We start from the raw sequence: 22,026 nt of genomic DNA, 5'->3' as shown, positions 1-22,026 counted from the left end.
AAGCTAGCATCGGGTCCTGAGGCCAGCAATCCCTTGGGCACAGGGTTCTTCCCGGACGTCCCGTGGGTCACCGGAGGTTCTGTTCCGGGTATTGACAGACGCCCGGCCGATTCCTACGTTCACATCACGCGAACCGGTTCGACAGCCGGTCGCCCATCCCGAGGAGTCGCCGTGAACATCGGTGAGATCGCCCGCCGGGCCGGTGTCTCGCGCAGCACCGTGTCCTACGCGCTGAGTGGTAAACGCCCGGTGTCCGAGGACACGCGCCGCAGGATCCAGCAGGTCGTCGACGAACTCGGCTACCAGCCCAGCGCCAGCGCCCGCGCCCTGGCCAACGGCCGGACCAGCACCATCGGTCTGGTCTTCCCCCCGGCCGGCAACCACTACACCGGGATGCAGCTGGACTTCATCGGCAGTGTGGTGGAGGCCGCCGCGGCCTGTGACTACGACGTGCTGCTGTCGCCCAGCGGGGTGGACAGCGACCGATCCTTCCAGCGGCTGCTGGGGGAGCGGCGGGTCGACGGCGCGATCCTGATGGAGATCAGGCTGGAGGACGACCGGGCCGACCACCTGGCCCGGCTCGGCTTCCCCTCCGTCGCCATCGGCCGCACCGCCCACGCGGAGGACGGCTGGTTCGTCGGTCTCGACCACACGGCGCTGGCGGCGGCCTGTGTCCACCACCTCGCGGACCTCGGCCACCGCCGGATCGCGTTCGTCAACCGGCCCGAGCAACTCCTGCGCACCGGCTACGAGTCGGCGCACCGCGGCCTCGACGGCTTCACGAAGGCGGCGGCCGAACGGGGGCTCACCATCCGCACGTACTGCTGCGGCGACGACCCCGCCTCCGGCCAGGCCTGCCTGGAGAGGATCCTGCACGACGACCCGGCCACCACGGCCCTGGTCACCCTCAACGAGGCCGCGCTGGGCGGCCTGTACCGGGGGCTCGCCCACGCGGGCCGTCATGTGCCGCGCGACTTCTCCGTCACCGGGGTCGTCGCCAACCGGTGGGCGGAGACGGTGACCCCGCAGCTCACCGCGGCCGACGTACCGGCCGCCGAGATGGGCCGGCTCGCCGTCGACCTCCTGGTGGAGCGGCTCGCTCGTCCCGAGGCCCCGCCCCGCCACCACCTCCTCGTCCCCCCGATCTCGCTGCGCGCCAGCACCGGGCCCGCAGGGGCCTGATCACAGCCCCACTCCCTCGGCATCTCACCCACGCACGAACCACCACCTCAAGGCGCCGTTCGGCGTGCCCGCACACCCTTCCGACCCACCGCCGCGGCACCCGCATGCCCCGAACCCGAAGGAAACCGCCATGAACAGTTTCTCCGGACGGCCCCGCCCGACCGCCGCGGTCCTGCTCGCGCTGGCCGTCGCCGCCACCGCCACGGCCTGCGGCTCCGGCTCGGGCGGCAGCGGCACCAAGGCCGCGGACACCGGCTCGTACACCGTGTGGGACCCGTACCCGCAGTTCACCAAGGGCTCGGCCTGGACCGACCTGCTCGACAAGTGCGGCACCGAGGCCGGCGTGAAGGTCAAGCGGACCGCCTTCGACACCAGCGACCTCGCCAACAAGACCCTGCTCGCCGCCCAGCAGGGCAACTCCCCGGACCTCCTCGTCGTCGACAACCCGGTCGTCTCCACGCTGGCCGAGGCGGGTGTCCTCACCACGACCGAGGAGAACAAGCTCGACACCTCGAAGGTCGACCCCAACCTCCTCGCGGCCGGCCAGTCCGGCGGCAAGACGTACGGCACCCCCGTCGGCGCCAACACCCTCGCGCTCTACTACAACAAGAAGGTCCTCAAGGACGCGGGTGTGGACATCGCCTCGGTGAAGGACTGGCCGACGCTCACGGCGGCCCTTCAGAAGGTGAAGAAGGCCGGCAAGAAGGGCATCACCTTCTCCGCGATCGGCACCGAGGAGGGCAGCTTCCAGTTCCTGCCGTGGTTCTGGGGCTCGGGCGCAAAGCTCACCCAACTCGACTCCGCCCAGGGTCAGTCGGCGCTCACCCTGTGGAAGGACTGGCTGAAGGCCGGCTACGCCCCCAACTCGGTCCTCAACAACACCCAGACCACCAGCTGGCAGGAGTTCGCCACCGGCGACTACGCGTTCGCGGAGAACGGCACCTGGCAGCTCGCCAACGCCGAGAAGGCCGGTTTCGCGTACGGCGTCCTCCCGATACCCGGCGCCTCCGGAGGCACCGCGCCCGCCCCGACCGGCGGTGAGTTCGTCACCCTCCCGGTCCAGCGGGACACCGCCCGCTACACCACCTCCCAGAAGCTGGCCACCTGCCTGACCAGCACCCAGAACCTCTACGCCACCGACACCACCCTGTCCTACGTGGCGCCCACCTCCGAGGTCCAGGACAAGCAGGTGGCGGCCCAAGCCGAACTGAAGCCGTGGGTGGCCGCGGTCCGGACCGCCAAGGGCCGCACCAGTGACGACCTGGGCACCAAGTACCCGAAGATCTCCGAGCAGTTGTGGAAGGCCGTCCAGTCCGCCCTCAGCGGCTCCAAGTCCCCGGAGGACGCGCTGACCGAAGCTCAGTCCGCCGCCAAGTGAGCATCTCCCGCGATCAGTTGACGATCCGCACGACCCAAGCGCCGCCCCCGCGGACCGAGTCCCCGGGCGCGGCCCCCCGGCCCCGGCGCCGGCCCGCCTCCCCCCAGTGGGCGGCCTGGGCCTTCCTCGCCCCGGTGACCCTCTACCTCGGCCTCTTCTACGCCTATCCTCTCTACCGCAACCTCGACCTGAGCCTGCGCGACTACACCGTCCGCTCGTTCGTCCAGGGCGACGCGCCCTTCAGCGGACTGGCCAACTACCGCAAGATCCTGGACGATCCGACCTTCGCGCCCGCCCTGCTGCACACCGTGGTGTTCACCGCCGTGTGCCTGGTCTTCCAGTACGCCATCGGCCTGGCCCTCGCGGTCTTCTTCCACCAGAACTTCCGGCTCTCCGTCACCCTGCGGGCCCTGTTCCTGGTGCCCTGGCTGCTGCCGCTGATCGTGTCGGCGTCCACCTGGTCCTGGATGCTCAACAGCGAATCGGGCGTCGTCAACACCCTGCTGGGCGCCCTCGGCGTCGGCCCGGTCAACTGGCTGACGTCACCGTCCTGGTCGCTGGCCTCGGTGATCATCGCGAACATCTGGATCGGCGTCCCGTTCAACCTGGTCGTGCTCCACAGCGGCCTCCAGTCCATCCCGTCCAGCCTGTACGAGGCGGCGGCACTCGACGGGGCGAACGCCTGGCAGCGCTTCTGGCGCATCACCTTCCCGCTGCTGCGCCCGGTCTCCGCGATCACCCTGCTGCTGGGCCTCGTCTACACCCTCAAGGTCTTCGACATCATCTGGATCATGACCAAGGGCGGCCCGGCGGACTCGTCCACCACCTTCGCCACCTGGTCCTACCGGCTCGGCTTCGGCAACCTGCTGCCCGCCTTCGGCCCGGGAGCCGCCGTGGGCAACCTGCTGGTGGTCGCCGCCCTGGTCTTCGGCCTGGTCTACGTCCGGGTCCAGAGGAGGCAGGCACTGTCATGAGCCGCCATGTGAAGACCCTCATCGCCCTGCTGCTCACCGCGATCATGCTCTTCCCGGTGTACTGGATGATCAACGTGTCCTTCACCCGCGACCAGGACATGCGCAAGAGCCCGCCCGACCTGTTCCCCGTCCACGGCACCCTCGCCGGCTACCGGACCGTCCTCGACGAGCAGTTGCCCTACCTCGGCACCAGCCTGGTCATCGGCCTCGGCACCGTCGTGCTCACCGTGGCCCTGGCCGCCCCCGCCGGCTACGCGCTCGCCAAGCTGCGCCCCCGCGGCGGCGGAGTACTGGGCTTCCTGCTCCTGGCCGCCCAGATGATTCCCGGCATCATCATGGCCATGGGCTTCTACGCCGTCTACCTCCAGCTCGGCCTGCTCCAGTCCGTGCCCGGACTGATCGTCGCCGACTCCACCCTGGCCGTCCCGTTCGCGGTGCTCGTCTTCACCGCGTTCATGTCCGGTATCCCCGGCGAACTCCTCCAGGCCGCCCAGGTGGACGGGGCGCGCGCCCTGCGCACCTTCTGGTCGGTGGTCCTGCCGATGAGCCGCAACGCCGTCGTCACGGTCTCGCTGTTCGCGTTCCTGTGGTCCTGGTCCGACTTCGTCTTCGCGGGGACCCTGGTCAACGGCGGTGCCCACGAGCCCATCACGCTCGGCATCTACCACTACATCGGCAACAACAACCAGGAGTGGAACGCCATCATGGCCACCGCCGTCGTGGCCTCCCTGCCGGCCGCGGTCATCCTCGTGCTGGCCCAGCGCTATGTCGCCGCGGGCGTCACGGCCGGTGCGGTCAAGGACTGAGACCGGCGGCGCATGCCTCTCCTCCCACGATTCCCGGCGCACCTCTCTCCTCCGACGACCCTGGCCCACCCCTCTCCTCCGACGATCCCTGCTCGAGAAACGAGTGCCTTTTGATGACCGCCGACCGATCCGGCCCGGCCTTCTCCGTCCACGACATCCCGTTCAGCACGTACGGATCCTGGTTCGGCATCTCCCCCGTGCTGGCGGAGAAGAGGCGGGCCGAGGACCTCCACCTCGTCTCGCACCAGAACGGCATGCACGCCGTCCTGAGCCTCGTACCGCTCGACCCCGCGACCGGGGAGCGGGCCGGGACCCTGATCGAGGCGAGCCCCGGGCTGCTGAGCTGGACCGGTCCGGACGGCCGGGTCGACCTCGCCTACGAGTTGCCGGACACGGTACGGCTGCGCGGTGCCGGCCTGCCGCTGAGGATCTCGGCGGCGGCCCGGACGCTGACCCCGTTCAGCGGTACGTACTTCTTCCGCGAACCGGCCGTCGACGCCTACGTGTTCACGTCGTACGAGACCGGCCGCCGCTACCGTGTCACCGTCCTTTCCGGGAGCGTGACGGAGGTGCTCGGCAGCCAGGCGCTGGGCGCAGCCGACCGCGGCCTCACCGTCGCCGGTGACAGCTGGGAGCTCGCGGTCGAGGAACTCGACACGGCCCGGCCCCCCTACGTCCCGACGGCGGCCTTCGCCAAGGTGGTCGAGGCCGCGCGGAACTCCTTCGCCGACTTCGCCGACAGCGTGGCCCCCTGGCGTTCGTCCGCCACCCCGGCCGCCGAACTCGCCGCCTATGTCCTGTGGTCGGCGACCGTCCGCCCGGCCGGACTGGTCACCCGGCCCGGCGTCCTGATGTCCAAGCACTGGATGGACAAGGTCTGGAGCTGGGACCACTGCTTCAACGCCCTTGCGCTGGCACCCGGTTGCCCCGAGCTGGCCCGTGACCAGTTCCAGTTGCCCTTCGACCACCAGGACGAGTCCGGGGCGCTGCCCGACTCGGTCACCCACTCCGAGGTGCTCCGCAACTTCGTCAAACCGCCCATCCACGGCTGGACGTCCGGACTGCTGCGCCGTCGGCTGCCCACGCCTCCCGACCGGGCGGAACTGACGGTGACGTACGACCGGTTGGCACACTGGACGGAGTTCTGGCTCACCGCCCGGCGCGCCCCCGGCGCCGACCTGCCGCACTACCAGCACGGCAACGACAGCGGCTGGGACAACGCCACCGCCTTCGACCCCGAACGCGTCGTCGTCACCGCGGATCTGGCCGCCTTCCTCACCCTCCAGCTCCATGAACTCGCCGAGCTGGCAGCGCTGTTGGACCGCCCGGACGACGCGGCCCGGTGGACGCGGGACGCCGAGGAGACCCAGCGGGCGATGCTCGACCAGCTCTGGACGGGCGACCGGTTCGTCGCCCGGGGCGTCGACAGCGGTGACACATGGAGCACGGCGAGCCTGCTCGACCTGCTGCCGGTGGTGCTGGGCGAGCATCTGCCCCCGGAGATCGGCGCGGTGCTGGCCGACCGTGTCGAGGCCCATCTGACTCCGTACGGCCTGGCCACCGAGCGGCCGGACTCGCCGCACTACCTCTCCGACGGCTACTGGCGCGGACCCATCTGGGCCCCGGCCACGATCCTGGTCGAGGACGGTCTGCGGCGCGGCGGCCACCACCGGCTGGCGGACGAGATCAGCGCCCGGTTCCGTGCCCTGTGCGAGGCCCACGGCTTCGCGGAGAACTTCGACGCCCTGACCGGCACCGGGCTGCGCGACCGCGCCTACACCTGGACGGCCGCCGCCTACCTGCTCCTCGCCGAGGCCCACGCCGGGCGGCAGGCCGGGTGAGGCCGGTCAGGTCCGGGTGGTCCGCTGGGGTGGGGCCGGTCGGGGCGGGGTGACCTGGCGGGGCCTCACCCACGGGCCGTCGCCCTCCGCGGCACCCCGGAGCAGGACATGGGCGGCCCCGCGCACACGAACACGTCACGCATGCCAGAAAGGGGACGCCTCCTGCCACCACCAGCGGGTGGCACACCCGGAGAACGCCGTGGCCGAACCCTGCAGTCCTCGTGAAAACCCGGTGGAAGTGCTGTCAGTGGGTCCCCTTATGCTGCACCGGACGATCACGCGGGACCAGGGGAGGGCGCGTCATGTTCGGCAAGCTGTTCGGTGGGGGCCGGGAGAGACCGACGGCGGATCCGCACGCCCTGCCCGCACCGCGCAAGCAGAAGAACGGGGTGTACGCCCTGCGCGCGCTCGGCGACACCCGCGTGCTCGCCCTCGTGGAGGCGGCCGACGCCGGTGACTGGGAGGCGGTCAAGACGACCCTCGCCCCCTTCGACCTCGGCCACGAGGAGGCGGTCCTCGGGCAGCTGACCGACGTGGACGGCCTGGAGGAATGGATCGTCCGGGCCGCCGAGCAGGACAAGGACGACAAGCAGCTCCGGGCGACCGCCCTGCTGATCTCGGGCGCGCGCCATGTCGCCTGGGGCTGGGAGGCGCGTACCTCCGCCCGTGCCGTGGACGTCAGCCGCGGACAGTGGGAGACCTTCCACGAGCGGCTGCGCATCGCGGAGGAACACCTGCTGGAGGCCGCCGAGTTGCAGCCCGACTGGGTCACGCCCTGGCGCCACCTGCTCACCTCGGGACGCGGCATGTCCGTCGACGACAGCGTCCAGGACGCCCGGCTCGCGGCCGGTCTGCGCCGTGATCCGCTGAACCTGGACCTCCACCTGGAGTGGGTGTCCCACCTCCAGCCCCGCTGGGGCGGAGAGCCCGGCCAGGCCCTGGAGTTCGCCCGCAAGGCCTTCGCCGCCGCACCCGACGGCCACCGCCTCGGCTGTGCCGTCGCCATGGCCCACATCGAGGACTGGGTGGAGTCCGACAGCCGCGACTGCCTCCAGGATCCGCGGATCCGCACCGAGTTGAGGGAGGCGGCGGAGCGCAGCATCCTGCACCACGCGTACGAACGCCGCCTGGGCTGGCAGGGCGACTACAACATCTTCGCCATGGCCCTGTCCCTGGCGGGCAGCAGCACGGCCTCCAATGTCTTCCGCGAGCTGGACGGCGTCTTCACCGAGTGGCCGTGGACCTTCATGGCGGACCCGCAGAAGGTCTACGCCCGCTTCCGCAAGGCCTTCTGAGCCGCCGGCCGCACGGCCCCCGCCCGCCCTTCCTCCACGACTTCACCCGGACTGTCCCATGCCTCTGCCGCACGATGCCGCCACCGACCGCACCTTCCAGGTCGACCTCCGCGGCCTGGTGGACCTCCTCTCCCACCACCTCTACTCCAGCCCCCGCGTCTACCTGCGCGAACTCCTCCAGAACGCGGTCGACGCCCTCACCGCGCGGCACGCCGTCGAGCCGCACGGCGACTTCGGCATCTGCCTGTACGCCGACGGCTCGGTGGTCCGGGTCGAGGACGACGGTGTCGGTCTCACCGAGGCCGACGTGCACACCTTCCTCGCCACGATCGGCCGCAGCAGCAAGCGCGCCGAGCAGGTCGCCGAGCAACGCGCCGACTTCATCGGCCAGTTCGGCATCGGCCTGCTCTCCTGCTTCCTCGTCGCCGACGAGATCCACGTCGTCAGCCGCTCCGCCCGCACACCCGACGCCCCCGCCGTGGAATGGCGCGGACGCGGCGACGGCAGCTATACCGTCCGCACCCTGCCCGCCTCCGCCCGCCCCCGGCCCGGCACCACCGTCACGCTGACCCCGCGCGCCGACGCGGGCGAGTGGACCCGCCCGGCCCAAGTGCACGCACTGGCCCGCCACTTCGGCTCCCTGCTGCGGCACCCGGTGACCTTCGACGACGGCACGGGCGGCACGGCCGTGCCGGTGAACCCCGAGCCGGCACCCTGGGCCCGCGCCTACCCGACGCCGGGTGCCCGCTCCCGCGCGCTGGCCGCCTACGGCGAGGACGTCTTCGGATTCACCCCGCTGGACACCATCGAACTCGACCTGCCCGCCGTGGGCCTCAAGGGCATCGCCTGGGTGCTGCCCGAGGCGGTCCCGGCCGGACGCCGTCACGGACACCGCGTGCACGTCAAGGGCATGCTGCTGTCCGAGCAGGCCGAGGAGATCCTGCCCGACTGGGCGTTCTTCGTCCGCTGTGTCGTGGACGCCGAGAGCCTGCGCCCGACGGCCTCCCGCGAGTCCCTGTACGAGGACGACACCCTCGCCGCGGTCCGCGACGCCCTCGCCGAACGGCTGCGCGACTGGATCGCCCGCGCCGCCGCCAGCGACCCGGAACTCCTCGGCCGCTTCCTTCAGGCCCACCACCTGGCCGTCAAGTCCCTCGCGGTGCACGACGACGAGATCCTCAGGATGCTGCTGCCGTGGCTGCCGTTCGAGACCACCGACGGGCACTGCACCCTCGACGAGTTCGCCCGCACCCACCCCACCGTCCTCGTGACCTCCAGCGTGGAGGAGTTCCGCCAGGTCGCCGCGATCGCCTCGGCCGCCGGGCTCGGCGTCGTCAACGGCGGCTACACCTACGACCGCGAACTGGTCCACCGGCTGCCCGAGATCCGGCCCGAGGCCACCGTCGCCGACCTCGACCCGGCGACCCTCACCGCCCACCTCGACCCCGTCGACCGGGAGACCGAACTCGCCGCCTCGGCGTACCTCGCCCAGGCCCGCGAGGCCCTCGCCGTCTTCGACTGCGATGTCGCGCTGCGCACCTTCCACCCCGCCTCCGCCCCCGCCCTGCTCGTCGACAGCCGCGAGGCCCGGCACGAACGCACCCGCTCCCAGCTCGCCCGAGAGCAGCAGGGCGGGGTGTGGGGCGACATCCTCGGCGCCCTGCGCCAGGAGGCCCCCCGCGCCCAGCTGATCCTCAACCAGCTCAACCCGCTGGTCCGCACCGCCGTCACCATCGACGAACCCGAACTGGCCCGCACCAGCGCCGAAGCCCTCTACGGACAGGCCGCGATGCTGTCCCGGCGCCCGCTCAGGCCCGCCGAGTCGAGCCTCATCAACCGCTCCTTCCTCGACCTCCTCGCCCACGCCCTCCGCAAGGACAGCTGACGATGCCGACCGCACCCCAGACAACCGACGAGCTGTACCAGGCCCTCCAGGCGAACGACGAGCGCCCCTACGGCCGTACCCGCACCGTCACCGCCGAGGAACTCGTCGACGCAGCCGAGCAGTTCGAGGAGCCCGTCCCGCTCATCCACGCCCTCCTCGAACTCCAGGAGGCGTACACCTACGGTTCCGAGCCCCGGAAGTCGCCCGTCGTCTTCGCCCGGCTGCTGAACCTCTTCGACGAGCAGCCCGACCTCTTCGACGAGCGGCTGCGGTACATGCTGTTCTGGCGGTTCAAGTGGGTGTCCAACGCCCTGCGCCAGCTGCCCGAGATACCGCTGACCGGCCTGCACCAGTGGCTGACGGAGATGCGCGAACGCTACGAGAAGGCCGGCCTCGGCCTCCAGCCCTACTACGGGGAGGCGTACCAGCTCGCTGCGCACACCGGCGAGGACACCACCCTCGCGTACGAGCTGTGGGCGGCCCGCACCCGGACCCGGTTCAGCGACTGCGAGGCCTGCGAGATCTGCCGGCGCGCCTGCCACCACCTCACCGCAGGCGACGACGAACGCGCCCTGGCCGTCTGGGAGCCCGTCCTCGCCGGCAAGGAGTCCTGCCAGGAGGAACCGGCCCGCTCCGTGTCGTACGCGCTGCTGCCCCTGCTGCGCACCGGCCGCGCCGAACGGGCCCGGGAACTCCATCTCGCCGGGTACCGCGGCTGCCGTCGCAACCCCTCGATGGCCGGCGAGGTCGGCCGCCACCTGGAGTTCTGCGCGCTGACCGGCAACGAGGCACGTGGCCTCGAACTGCTCGCCGAGAACCGCAACCTCTTCGACGAGGTCGACTCACCGCTGGAACAGCTCGACTTCCTCACCGGCGTCGAGGTCCTCCTCCAGCGGGTCGAGTCCCTCGGCCACGGCGAACTGCCCGCCGCCGGACACCCGGGCCGCACCTGGACGGTGACCGGTCTGCGCGCCGAGGTGCGGACCCGCGCCGACGACCTCGCCGCCCGCTTCGACACCCGCAACGGCACCACCGCCGTGACCGGCCACCGCCGGGCCCGCCTGGACCGCGCCCCGCTCCTTGACTCGCTGGAACTCACCCTGCGCACCCGCAGCCTCGACGAGGTGGCACCGGCGGCACCGGCCCCCGCGCCGACCTCCCGCACGGCCGAGGCCGTACCCGAATCGCTGACCGAACTCATCCTCCGGGCAAGGGCGTTGGACGAGAAGGGGCACCCGGACACCCGCGCCTGCTGGACCCGGTTGCGCACGCTCGTCGCCGCCGGCGACTACACCCACCCCGACGACCCGGCCGTCGGTCCGCTCGTCCTGCTGCGCGCCGACCTGCTGGCCGACGAGGCGAGCAGGGCCGGCGAGAAGGACGACCACGCCGAGGCCGCCGCCCTCCACGAGGAGGCCGCGGCCCTCTACGACGACGCGGGAGAACCAGGTCATGCGGCGGTGGAGCGCGGCACCGCCCTGCTCGCCGAGGCCGAGCGCGCCGAGGGGGCCGAGGCCAAGGCCGCCGTGCTCACCGACGCCCACGCGACCATGGTCCGTCTGCACGAGAGCACGACCGGCCTCCCCCCTTACCAGGAGGCCCGTCTGCTGCGCCTGCGCGCCACCATGCTCGGCATGCGCCTCCAGTGGACGAGGAGCGAGGAGCACATCGCGCCCGTCTTCGCCGAGCTGGACCTGCTGCACGCCTTCGCCACCCGGCACGACGTCGCCGGGCAGATCTCTGGCGGTCTGCTGCTGCGCGCCACCACCCACGCCCTCGCCGACGACCTGCCCGCCGCGCTCGCCGAGATCGACGCCCTGCTCGAACGGCTCAGGTCCCAGGGCCCCGACTGGCATCTGCCCCGCACGCTGGGGCTGCGCGGCCGGCTCCAGCTCGGGCTCCAGGACGCCCAGGCCGCGTACACCGACTTCGCCGAGGCGCTCCGCCTGTCCGGTCAGTGGCAGGGCGACACCGTCGACACCTCCCGTCTTCTCGCCGACCTCGCCGAGGCATCCATGCACCTCGGCCGCCCCGACGAGGCGCTGCGGCACCTGACCCGCGCCGCGGAGGCGGACCTGCGCCGGGACAGGCGGTTCGACGCGTTCTGCACCTACAGCAACGCGGCGCGGCTCAGCCTGGACCTCGGCCGCGTCGAGGACTGCATCGCCCTGCTCGACTCCGTGCTCGCCGAACCGGACGTCACCGCCGGTGAACTCGACGACCGGCTCACCGCGCAACTGCGCCTGACCCGGGCCCGCGCGCTGCGGGCGGGGGAGGACCTCAAGGCCGCCACCGCGGAGTTCGCCGCCCTCGCCGCCGAGTCGGCCGGCTGGGACGACGACCCCGGGAGCCACGCCATGATCGCCGCGGAGACGGCCGTACTCCTCGGTGAGTCGGGCGAGTTCGACCGGGCCCGCGATGCGGCGGACCAGGCGATCGCCGCGCACCGCCTGGCCCCGCGCCACGAGCCGCTCAGCAACTCCCTGCGGGAACTGGCCTGCCTCCAGGCCCAGCAGCAGGGCCCCGACGGCCTTCCGGCGGCCCTCGCCTACCTCGCCGACGCGGGCCGGATCGCCGACGAGGCCCGGGAGGCCGAGGACGGGACCCCCGGCGAGCCCGGGACCCGCGGCCCCTCTCTGGACACCGCGCTGGCCTACGAGTACGGGCGGGTGAACGCCTACGGCCGCGCGTACGAGGACGCCCTGACCGCTCTGGAGAAGGCGCGGACCCTGCTCGGTGAGCCGGGACCGCAGGACGACTGGGCCGCCCAGTGGGCCGAGTGCGTCCGTCTGACGGGGGTCGTGGAGGGCCTCTACCTCAAGCGCACCGCCCCGGCGCTCACCCGCCTCGACGCGGCGGTCTCCCACCTGACCGCCCTGGGCCACGCGGAGGAGACCGCCCCGCTGGCCTCGCTGGCGGCCCGGCTGCGCGACGAGGAGTGACCGGGTTCCGTCAGGGCGGGGAACGAACCGGCTCCCTGAGATCGTTGACGTAGACGTCAGCCGCCCTGCAGATCGTCGAATCGTCGAGGAGGCAGAAGTGCTCGGAAAGGGCACGTGGTTACTGGTCGGTGCGCTGGTCCTCGCCTGGATGGTGCTGTCCGGTCCCAGCGCGCCGAGCGGTGCCCTCGACGCCGGGTCCGCGCCCGCCAAGCCGACCAGGAACGCCGTACCGAACCGGGTCATGACGTGGAACCTCTGCAACCCCTGCGAGACGGGCAACGACGACCGGGCTGCCGAGATCGCCCGGTACGCCCCCCAGGTCGTCGGCCTCCAGGAAGCCTGCGTGGGCGACGTCGAGAAGATCCGGGACTATCTGGAGAACCTCCACGGCCTCGTCTACCACGTCGAGTACGGCCCGGTCCTCAAGAGCTGGGGCCGGTGCGGGGGAGCGCCGTGGAACCCGGGCGGCTACGGCGAGGCGATCCTGTCGGCGGCCCCGATGACCGATGTCGTCGCCAGGGAGTACCCCGACGGCGGTTCCGAGGACCGCGGGTACATGGAGGTCACCACCGCGGTGGGCGGCCGCAAGGTCAGGCTCCTCAACACCCACCTCGCCGAACGACGTCAGGAGGCGGTCCGGGCGGAGCAGGTCGGCGTGCTCGCCGCCGAGGTCGCCCGGTACGACCGCGCGATCGTCATCGGGGACTTCAACGCGGTGCCGTACGCCTCCGAACTCGCCCCGATGTGGAAACTGGCCGCGGACGCGGACCCCGAGTGCCACCCCTCCCGGTCCGGCCCCTGCGAGCCGACCACCGACTGGCAGAGCAAGTTCGACTACGTCTTCCTCCGAGACGTCGCCCCCCTCAGCCAGCACGTCCGCCCCACCGCCGTCTCGGACCACCACCTCGTGTACGCCGACCTGTCCCTGACCGCTCGCCCGTAGCAGGACAGCGGCGCGTGCTACTGTCGGGGGTTTGCAGTGGCGCCGTGCCGGGTTCTGTCCGGGATTCCAGGCCGGTGACCGCGTCCCCGCCGCGCCTTCCTCGGTACGGTCCCTTCGGAGGAAGGCTTTCAGTGAGCGATGCAGCACGTGCCGACGCCCGGCAGCAGGACGAGGCGCCCGGCGACCTCGCGGTGGAGCCCCCGGTGGCGTCCTTCGCCGGTCTCGGGCTGCCGGCGGAACTGCTGCGGACGCTCGCCGAGCACCAGGTGACCGTGCCGTTCCCCGTGCAGGCGGCGACGCTGCCGAACGCCCTCGCGGGCCGCGACGTCCTGGGCCGCGGCCGTACCGGGTCCGGCAAGACGCTCGCCTTCGGCCTGGGCATGCTCGCCCGGACGGCCGGAAGGCGCGCGCAGCCCAAGGAGCCCCTGGCGCTCGTCCTGGTGCCCACCCGGGAGCTCGCACAGCAGGTGGGAGAGGCGCTCACCCCGTACGCCGACGCCCTGCGGCTGCGGCTCGCGACGGTCGTGGGCGGAGTGTCCGTCGGACGGCAGGCCGCCGCCCTGCGGGACGGCGCCGAGATCGTCGTCGCCACCCCCGGCCGGCTGCACGACCTCATCGAGCGCAAGGCCTGCCGCCTGGGACGGGTGCGCGTCACCGTCCTCGACGAGGCCGACCAGATGTGCGACATGGGATTCCTGCCGCAGGTCACCGAGATCCTGGACCAGGTGCGTCCCGACGGGCAGCGCATGCTGTTCTCCGCCACCCTCGACCGCGACGTCGACCAGTTGGTCCGGAGCTATCTGCGCGACCCCGCCGTCCACTCCGTCGACCCCTCCTCCAGCGCGGTCACCGCGATCGAGCACCACGTCTTCGTCGTGCACGGCCCGGACCGGTACGCCGTGACCACGGAGATCGCCGCCCGGGACGGCCGCGTCCTGCTCTTCCTGGACACCAAGCACGGCGTCGACCAGCTCACCCGGCATCTGCGGGCCAACGGTGTGCCCGCCGCCGCCCTGCACAGCGGCAAGTCCCAGCCGCAACGCACCCGCACCCTGGCCCAGTTCAAGAACGGTCAGGTCACCGCGCTGGTGGCGACCAACGTCGCCGCCCGCGGCCTGCACGTCGACGACCTCGACCTGGTGGTCAACGTCGACCCGGCCACCGACCCCAAGGACTATCTGCACCGTGCGGGCCGCACGGCCCGGGCCGGCCGCTCCGGAACCGTGGTCACCCTCGTCCTGTCGGGACAGCGCCGCGAGACGAGCCAGGTCATGGCGGACGCCGACGTCACCCCGCAGATCAGCAAAGTACGGTCGGGCGAGGCGCAGTTGAGCCGGATCACCGGCGCGAAGGCCCCCTCCGGAGTCCCCCTCGACGGCGGCCCCGCCGCCCAGCGCCCCAAGAACCACAACGCCCCGTTCCGCGGCCTGGGCAGCACCAAGGAGGCGCAGGGCGCTTCCGGCGGCAAGCCGTCCCGACCGTCCCGCAAAACCGACGAGGCCCGCAAGCTGGCGGAGGCCCGGAGGGCGGCGCGGGTGCGGCGGGGCGGCTGAGCCCGGACGCAGGTCGGGCGGCAGGGGACGGCACCACGTCCGGCGTCAGCTCTCCCCGGGCTCAGAACGAGGTGCCCGTCTCCGCGGCCAGGGCGTCCAGGAACCGGCCCTGGAACGCCTCGTCGTGCACCGCGCGATGGGGTTGCACCTGCAGGTCGGCTCCAAGACTCGCGCAACCGTTTGCAGGTGGACGCCAGCGGCTCCAGCACTTGGCACCTCCCCCGAGAACGGCCGCGGCGTAGGCAACGGTTTCCGGAGGGCCGGCCCAGTGTCCTGCGTGCAGGAGGGACTGGATGTACGGGTGGCCGACGCAGGACCGACATGAATGATCACCGGAGTCACCAGGGGGAGACCGCGGCATGACCGGCACCACCGAGGCCCTGGGCGGGTCGGCTGCAGTCGACGATGCAGCACGAAGCGTCGCGCGCCCGTTCTACGTATACGCCGTGCTCGCCAACTCGCTGTTCCAGCGCGGCCTGTTCGTCCTCTTCCTGTATCAGCGAGGCTTCTCCGCCGGGCAAGTGGCCCTGCTGCAGACACTGCTCTATCTGGTCAGCGGACTCGCGGAGTTGCCGACCGGAGTCATCGCCGACCGTATCGGCAGGCGGGCCAGCATCGTGATCGGCCAGGTGCTGATAGCCGGATGCCTGCTCGGTCAGGTGACGTCTTCGAACTACTGGGTGTTCCTGACGCTGTTCATCGGCCAGGGAGTGGGCATGGCATGCGTGTCCGGATCGGACACCGCCCTGCTGTACGACCTGCTCGTGCGGGGTGGTGCGACGGCCGGCTACGTCAAGATCAAGTCTCGGTTCACCATGCTCGGGACGGTCGCCTCGGGAGTCGCCATCGTGCTCGGCGGCCAAATGCAGCAGATTTCCTGGGGAGTCGTCTACGCCGGTTCGGCGGCGTGCCTTGTCCTGGCCGTGGTGGTGCTGATGTCACGGGTGCCCGAGATTCGCGGCATGGACGCGGTGGACGAGCAGGACGGAGCCGAGGAGCACGGTGACGGCACTGCATGGCGGGCGATGCTTCGGGTCGCCACGCCGGCCCTGGTGGCGCTTGTCGTGGTGTCCGGACTGATGCATGCGACGTTGACGCCGTACATCATCTTCACGCAGAAGACGCTCTCCGACCAGGGAGCGGGCACGGCATTGGTCAGCGTGGTCATATCGGCGGGATTCTTCGTCGGAGGGCTCACTCCCTTGCTGTCGGACCTCGCGAACCGGCACATCGGGTATCGGGTCATGGTCCCGGCGTCTCTCCTGATGCTCGCCGCGGCGCTGGGCCTGAGCGGCCTCGGCCTTGTCTGGGTCACCGTCGCCGCGTTCCTGGTGCTGGGGGGAATTCCCGAGATCACCGCCGTGATTGTGGACAACGTGTTCAACGAAGCCGTGCCGTCGCGGTACCGGGCGAGCCTGCTGTCGATGATCTCTTTCGTGGAGTCGGCGCTCATCGGCACCGGGTATCTCGTTCTCGGCGCGCTCATGGGCGGGTTGGGCTCCAGCGTGGGCATGGCAGCCTACGCCGCGGTTCCTCTGCTGGCATGTCTCCTGTGGCTCCCGGTGCTTTTCAGAGGGGCACGCGTGACTACCGAGATCGAGAAGTCCGTCGACCAAAGGGCATCCTGAAACAGCCCATCTCGAGCAAGGCGCCTGCCCAATGGTGGGGGGCGTCGCTCTGGTCCGTGACTGGTCCGTGACTCGTCCGGGAGAGCCGGCTGGGACGGGATACCTCTGGGAGGAACAGGGAGCTGCAGGGCACATACGGCCGCTCTACCGGGAGCCCGCGGACGGACCCCGCCCCCACGCCTCAGCCTGCCCTCCGGCCGGGTGCCGCCTACCGCCCCCGCCCCGTCCGCACCGCCCCCGTGCTGGAGCGCAGTGAGATCGGTGGGGTCAGGAGGATGTGGCGGGGTGGGGCGTCCGGTGCGGTGATGCGTTCCATCAGGAGGGTCACGGCCTTCTCGCCCATTTCCAGGGCCGGTACGTCCGCCGCAGTGAGAGGCGGCCGGAAGTCCTCCGCCCAGGTCCTGGCCGCCACCCCGGTGATGGAGAAGTCGTAAGGCACCGCGAGGCCGGCGTCCGCCAGTGCCCGCTGGATGCCGGGCAGGGCGGCCTCGTTGATGGTGGTCACGGCGGTGAGGCCGGGCCGGCCGCGCAGCAGCGCCTCGACGCACTCCTGACCCGAGCGGGCGTCGTCCCCGCACGGCACCTCGATGCCGTCGAGACCGTGTTCGGCCACGGCGGCCGCGAAACCCTCGCCCGCCCTGCGCGCCGGGCCGTAACCCGCCGCGACGAGTTCGGCGGAGCGCGTGATCAGCGCCACTTTGCGGTGCCCCAGATCGGCGAGGTGCCGCACGCAGTGCCGGACCAAGCCCGCGTAGTCGACGTCGATCCAGGACATCCGCTGGTCGCCGGCCGTGTGCCCGATGCCGACGAAGGGCACCCCGGCGGCCTGGAGGCGGCCCACGCGAGGGTCCTCCAGACGGATCTCCATCAGGATGACGCCGTCCACGCGGCTCTCCGAGACCAGACGTTCGAACGAGCGGTCGTGGTCCTCGCCGGAGGGGGACAGGAGCACGTCCAGGTCGACCCGGGCAGCGGCGTCCACCACGCTGGCCACGAAGTCCAGTTGCATGTGGGTGAGCCGGTTGCCCGCCGGCGGGATGACGAGACCGATCGTCCGGGTCCGGCCCTCCTTGAGGGCCCGCGCGGTCGCGTTGGGGCGGTAACCCAGCTCGTCGATCACGTCCTGCACCCGTCGGCGGGTGCTGCTCGCGACAGGACGCTTGCCGCTGAGCGCGTACGACACCGTGCTGCGGGACACGCCGGCACGCCGAGCGATCTCCCCGATGTTCATGCAGCCCCCAAGAACCCACCCGAAGGCCGACAGGACAGACCGCGACGATCGGTGCTCCGCCGGACACGAGTGCGGGTCCGACTCTTTCGGACACCGGACTCCGGACACCAGTCACCAGACACCGTAGGGCGCGACGCGAACCGATGTGCGGGGAAGCGAAACATTTCGAGACGCCGACCCCTTCCACCCGCAGGAATCAGCCGTCGAATCGATTCCGCGACAAGGTTCGCGAGAGGCCGTCCCACGACCTTGACAGCCCGCGGAGCCGGGAGCACCGTCTCCCCCCGAAACCTCTCTGCAATCTCGCGCCCCCAGCGTCACCGCACGACCCGACCGGGTTGCGACGGCACGGTAGGAGACCGGATGAGCACCGTGCGGCGGGGCCTCACGCGCCGTCACTGAAGGATGACCATGTCGAGACCCGATGTGCCCCGCGGCCGGTGGGCCGCCGCCCCGGTAGCTCTGCTCGCCTTGTTGACCGGGAGCCTGGCCACGGCCACGGCCACGGCCACGGCCACGGCCACGGCCACGGCCACCGCCACCACCACGGCCGCGTTCGCCGTACCGTCCGAGCGTGCGGCGCCTGCCGTCACCCGTGCGGCGCCTGCCGCCACCCGCGCGGCGCCTGCCGCCACCCTGTACGTGGATCCGGGTGCGGCCCCCGGCGGGACCGGCACCGCCGAGCAGCCGTTCGCGACGATCGACCAGGCGCGGCAGCCCGCGCACCGCCTCTCGGCCGACGCGGACGTCGTCGTCAACCTGGCCGGTGGCACCTACCGGTTGTCCCAGCCGCTGGCCTTCGGCTCCGGGGACGGCGGCCAGAACGGCCACACGATCACGTATCAGGCCATGCCCGGTCAGCAACCCGTCGTGAGCGGCGCCCAACAGATATCTGGTTGGCAGGTGCATGATCAGAGCAGCAATATCTGGTCGGCCCACGTCGGCAGCGGCGTGAACACACGTCAGCTGTACGTGAACGGCACCCAGGCGCCGCGCGCGGCGATCCAGGTGCCCCGCTCCGCCTTCACCTTCACCCAGACCGGCCTCACCGTCACCGACTCCTCCCTCGACTACCTGGCCGGCCTCTCGGACCAGAGCCACATGGAAGTCGAGAGCCTCAACTCCTTCACCGACCGCTATGCGCCGGTCAAGTCGGTCAGCGGCAGAACGATCACCATGCAGCAGCCCGCGTGGAACAACAACTCCTGGGGCTACGACACCGTCAACGCGCCGTTCGCCGGCGGGACGATGTACCTGGAGAACAACTACGCGTTCCTCAAGCAAGCCGGACAGTGGTACCTGGACTCGTCCACGGGCGACCTCTACTACCGGGCCCAGCCCGGTCAGAACCCGAACAGCCTCGACGTCGAACTGCCCAGGCTCCAGAGCCTGCTCGGCGTCAGCGGCAGCTACGGCTCACCGGCGACCGGCCTGAAGTTCAGCGGCATACGGTTCACGGGAACCTCCTGGCTCGGCCCGAGCGGACCCGACGGCTACGCGGACCAGCAGAGCGGCGCCCACATCACCGGCGCCTTCGCGATGCCCGCCAACTGGCTGAGCACCTGCAAGTCGGGGTGCACCCAGTTCGAGGCCACCCGCAACCACTGGGTGCAGATGCCCGCGGCCGTCCAGGTCTCCGCCGCCACCGACATCACGTTCTCCGGCAACACCTTCTCCGAGCTCGGACAGGCCGGCCTCGGCGTGGGCAACGACGGTGTCGCCACGGCGTCCGGCACCGGACTGGGCGCCAACGGGGTCACCGTCACCGGCAACACGTTCACGGACATCGCGGGCAGCGGGATCCAGGTCGGCGGGATCCAGCCGGACGCACACCACCCCGGCAACCCGCAGATGACCAACCAGAACATCACCATCAGCAACAACAAGGTCAGCGGGGTGGGCACCGACTACAAGGAGACCGCGGGAATCCTGTCCACCTACGTCACCAACGCGACGATCACCCACAACCAGTGCGACCACCTGCCCTACGACGGGATCGACATCGGCTGGGGCTGGGGGATGAACGACCCGGGCGGCAGCCAGGACTACGTCAACCGCGGCACCTACAACTACCAGCCGGTCTACAGCACCCCCACCACGCTGAAGAACAACACCGTCTCCCACAACCTGGTCTTCGACACCAAGAACGCGATGTACGACGGCGGCAGCATCTACAGCCTGTCCGCGGCCCCCGGCTCGGTGATCTCCGAGAACTACATGTACGACAACAACCGCACCACCGCGCTGTACCTCGACGAGGGCTCCCGCTACCTGACGGTGTCCGCCAACGTGGTGCAGGACGCGGGCAACTGGGCGCTCACCAACGCCAACGCGAACAACCACACCGACGACAGCACCTTCTCCGGCAACTGGTACAACGGCGGCAACACCTACGTGGCCACCGGCCCGCCGCACAACAACGTCCTCACCGGCAACGTCCAGGTCAGCGGCACCAACTGGCCGCAGGGCGCCCGGCAGGTCATCCAGCAGGCAGGCATCCAGCCGACCGGCGGCGGGGACGGATTCCCCACCGGCCGGCACCAGTTGGTGATCGGCAGCAACGGCCTGTGCCTCGACGTGTACGGCAACTCCACCGGCGCCGGCGCCGCGATCGACCAGTGGACCTGCAACGGACAGGGCAACCAGCAGTTCGAGTTCCTGCCGGTCTCCGGCGGCTACGGGCAGCTGCGCGCGCAGCACTCCGGACAGGTCGTGGCGGTGGCCGGCGGCTCCACAACCGCCGGCACGCCGAACATCGTGCAGCAGGTTCCGGACGGATCGGCCGGCGCCCTGTGGCTGCCGCTGCGGCAGTCCGACGGCTCGTACTCCTTCCAGAACAAGAACAGCGGCCTCTGCCTCGACGTCTACGGCGGCGGCAGCAACCTCGGCCAGCAGCTCGACCAATGGCCCTGCAAGAACACGGCCGGCAGCAACCAGGACTTCACACCCCGCTGACCGGCCCGCGCACTCGTTCACCTCATCCGCTCGTTCACCCCACTCACTCGTTCACCCCACCCACTGACCCGCACCAGTGAGGAACGCTCATGAAGAAGTACCTGGCCCCCTGGGCCGCGGCACTGGCGACCGTGCTCGGTCTCGGCGCCGCCCCGCACGCGGCGGCCGCCACCGGCACCGGATCACCGCCCTCCGCCGTACGGGCCGCCGCGCCCACCGCCCTGCGGTTGATGCCGTTGGGGGACTCCATCACCTGGGGCGTCGGCAGCTCGTCGGGGAACGGCTACCGGGGCTTCCTGCGGGACCAGTTGGCGGCCGAGGGACACGCGCCGGACTTTGTCGGCTCGGGGCGCAACGGCACCATGTCCGACCCGGACAACGAAGGCCACTCCGGCTGGCGGATCGACCAGATCACCGGCATCGCGGACTCCGTGCTGGCCCGCTACCGCCCCAACGTGGTCACGCTGGAGATCGGCACCAACGACCTCAACGGCAACTACCAGATCCCGACAGCCCCCGACCGGCTCCGCGCGCTCATCGACCGGATCACCGTCGCCGCCCCCGACGCGACCGTCCTGGTCGGCACCGTGATCATCTCCACCAGCGGCACGGAGGAGGCCAACCGGCCCGCGTTCAACGCCAGGATCCCGGGGATCGTCCAGGACGCGCAGGCCGCCGGCAAGCACGTACGCCTGGTGGACATGAGCGCCCTGACCAGAGCGGACCTGGCCGACGCCCTGCACCCCAACGACACCGGCTACCGCAAGATGGCGGACGCGCTCAACGCCGGGATCCAGGCCGCGGACGCGGCGGGCTGGATCAAGCCGCCGGTCTCCACGGGCGGCGCCGAGGTGCGCTCGGGGATCGCCGGGAAGTGCCTGGACGTGAGCGGGGGCAACAGCGCCAACGGGACCGTGGTGGACAGCTGGTCCTGCAACGGCTCCGACGGCCAGCTCTGGTCCGCTCGCTCCGACGGCACCCTGCGGGCGCTCGGGAAGTGCCTCGACGCCACGGGCCGCGGCACCGCCAACGGCACGAAGATCGCTGTCTGGGACTGCAACGGCGGCACCAACCAGCAGTGGCAGACGTACAACGGCGGTTACCGCAACCCGGTCTCCGGCCGCTGCCTCGACATCCCCGCCGGATCCGCCGACGGCACGCAACTGGTCCTGTGGGACTGCAACGGCGGCACCAACCAGCGGTGGACGGCCCTCCCGGTCTCCTGACCCGGTGAACCTCAGGTGAGGTGAACGCCCACCCGCGCCCGGCACGGCGGCCGTCGCCGGACGCGGGTTCTGGCCTGCCCTGACAGCGGCTCCCGCATGCGTATACATGGGATGGATGCGACTCCGACGAGTGGCGACAGGTCTATTGACAGGGTGAGGGGGGTGTGGAATCACTGTTGACATGGGA

The 22,026-nt window shown here is 71.2% G+C and carries 14 protein-coding genes; 13 read left to right on the top strand and 1 reads right to left on the bottom strand.

What is annotated here, in order from left to right; genetic code table 11:
* Positions 1-171: 171 nt before the first annotated feature.
* The 11 genes from H295_RS0120755 to H295_RS0120700 all read left to right on the top strand — a co-directional run bounded on the left by H295_RS0120755 (position 172) and on the right by H295_RS0120700 (position 16,427).
* Positions 172-1,182 (top strand): LacI family DNA-binding transcriptional regulator, encoded by a 1,011-nt coding sequence (locus H295_RS0120755; RefSeq protein ID WP_020137268.1) that lies wholly within the window; start codon positions 172-174, stop codon positions 1,180-1,182.
* 130 nt (positions 1,183-1,312) lie between these two features.
* Complete coding sequence (locus H295_RS0120750) at positions 1,313-2,560, top strand: sugar ABC transporter substrate-binding protein (protein WP_020137267.1); 1,248 nt, start codon at positions 1,313-1,315, stop codon at positions 2,558-2,560.
* Between the two features lie 23 nt (positions 2,561-2,583).
* The gene (locus H295_RS0120745; RefSeq protein WP_234021655.1) at positions 2,584-3,534 is read left to right on the top strand and encodes a carbohydrate ABC transporter permease; all 951 of its coding nucleotides are present in this window, start codon (positions 2,584-2,586) and stop codon (positions 3,532-3,534) included.
* Positions 3,531-4,340: a carbohydrate ABC transporter permease gene (locus H295_RS0120740; RefSeq protein ID WP_028809573.1), complete on the top strand. Its 810-nt coding sequence runs from the start codon at positions 3,531-3,533 to the stop codon at positions 4,338-4,340. Before H295_RS0120745 ends, H295_RS0120740 begins: the two co-directional genes overlap by 4 nt.
* A 113-nt stretch (positions 4,341-4,453) precedes the next feature.
* Entirely contained in the window at positions 4,454-6,181 is a 1,728-nt protein-coding gene (locus tag H295_RS0120735) for an amylo-alpha-1,6-glucosidase (protein ID WP_020137264.1), read from the top strand.
* 302 nt (positions 6,182-6,483) lie between these two features.
* Entirely contained in the window at positions 6,484-7,476 is a 993-nt protein-coding gene (locus H295_RS0120730; protein ID WP_020137263.1) for a hypothetical protein, read from the top strand.
* A gap of 58 nt (positions 7,477-7,534) precedes the next feature.
* A complete protein-coding gene (locus H295_RS0120725) occupies positions 7,535-9,361 on the top strand; it encodes an HSP90 family protein (RefSeq protein ID WP_020137262.1) in 1,827 nt (608 codons plus the stop codon).
* A gap of 2 nt (positions 9,362-9,363) precedes the next feature.
* Entirely contained in the window at positions 9,364-12,303 is a 2,940-nt protein-coding gene (locus H295_RS0120720) for a hypothetical protein (protein ID WP_020137261.1), read from the top strand.
* 148 nt (positions 12,304-12,451) lie between these two features.
* Complete coding sequence (locus tag H295_RS0120715) at positions 12,452-13,246, top strand: endonuclease/exonuclease/phosphatase family protein (protein WP_106960907.1); 795 nt, start codon at positions 12,452-12,454, stop codon at positions 13,244-13,246.
* 131 nt (positions 13,247-13,377) lie between these two features.
* On the top strand, positions 13,378-14,799 hold the full coding sequence (locus H295_RS0120710) for a DEAD/DEAH box helicase (protein ID WP_020137259.1): 1,422 nt from the start codon (positions 13,378-13,380) through the stop codon (positions 14,797-14,799).
* Positions 14,800-15,158: 359 nt separating this feature from the next.
* Positions 15,159-16,427 (top strand): MFS transporter, encoded by a 1,269-nt coding sequence (locus tag H295_RS0120700; protein ID WP_020137258.1) that lies wholly within the window; start codon positions 15,159-15,161, stop codon positions 16,425-16,427.
* 208 nt (positions 16,428-16,635) lie between these two features.
* On the opposite strand, the gene H295_RS0120695 is transcribed toward H295_RS0120700, so the two are convergent.
* Positions 16,636-17,658: a LacI family DNA-binding transcriptional regulator gene (locus H295_RS0120695; RefSeq protein WP_020137257.1), complete on the bottom strand. Its 1,023-nt coding sequence runs from the start codon at positions 17,656-17,658 to the stop codon at positions 16,636-16,638.
* A gap of 411 nt (positions 17,659-18,069) precedes the next feature.
* On the opposite strand from H295_RS0120695, the gene H295_RS0120690 reads away from it, so the two are divergent.
* Positions 18,070-20,613 carry an RICIN domain-containing protein gene (locus H295_RS0120690; RefSeq protein WP_234021645.1) on the top strand — a complete coding sequence of 848 codons (2,544 nt, stop codon included), beginning with the start codon at positions 18,070-18,072 and terminating at the stop codon, positions 20,611-20,613.
* A gap of 89 nt (positions 20,614-20,702) precedes the next feature.
* Positions 20,703-21,839 carry an SGNH/GDSL hydrolase family protein gene (locus H295_RS0120685; protein WP_020137255.1) on the top strand — a complete coding sequence of 379 codons (1,137 nt, stop codon included), beginning with the start codon at positions 20,703-20,705 and terminating at the stop codon, positions 21,837-21,839.
* Positions 21,840-22,026: the final 187 nt, after the last annotated feature.

The organism is Streptomyces sp. 351MFTsu5.1 (assembly GCF_000383655.1).
GTDB lineage: Bacteria > Actinomycetota > Actinomycetes > Streptomycetales > Streptomycetaceae > Streptomyces > Streptomyces griseorubiginosus.
This window is presented reverse-complemented; position numbering and strand designations above follow the sequence as displayed.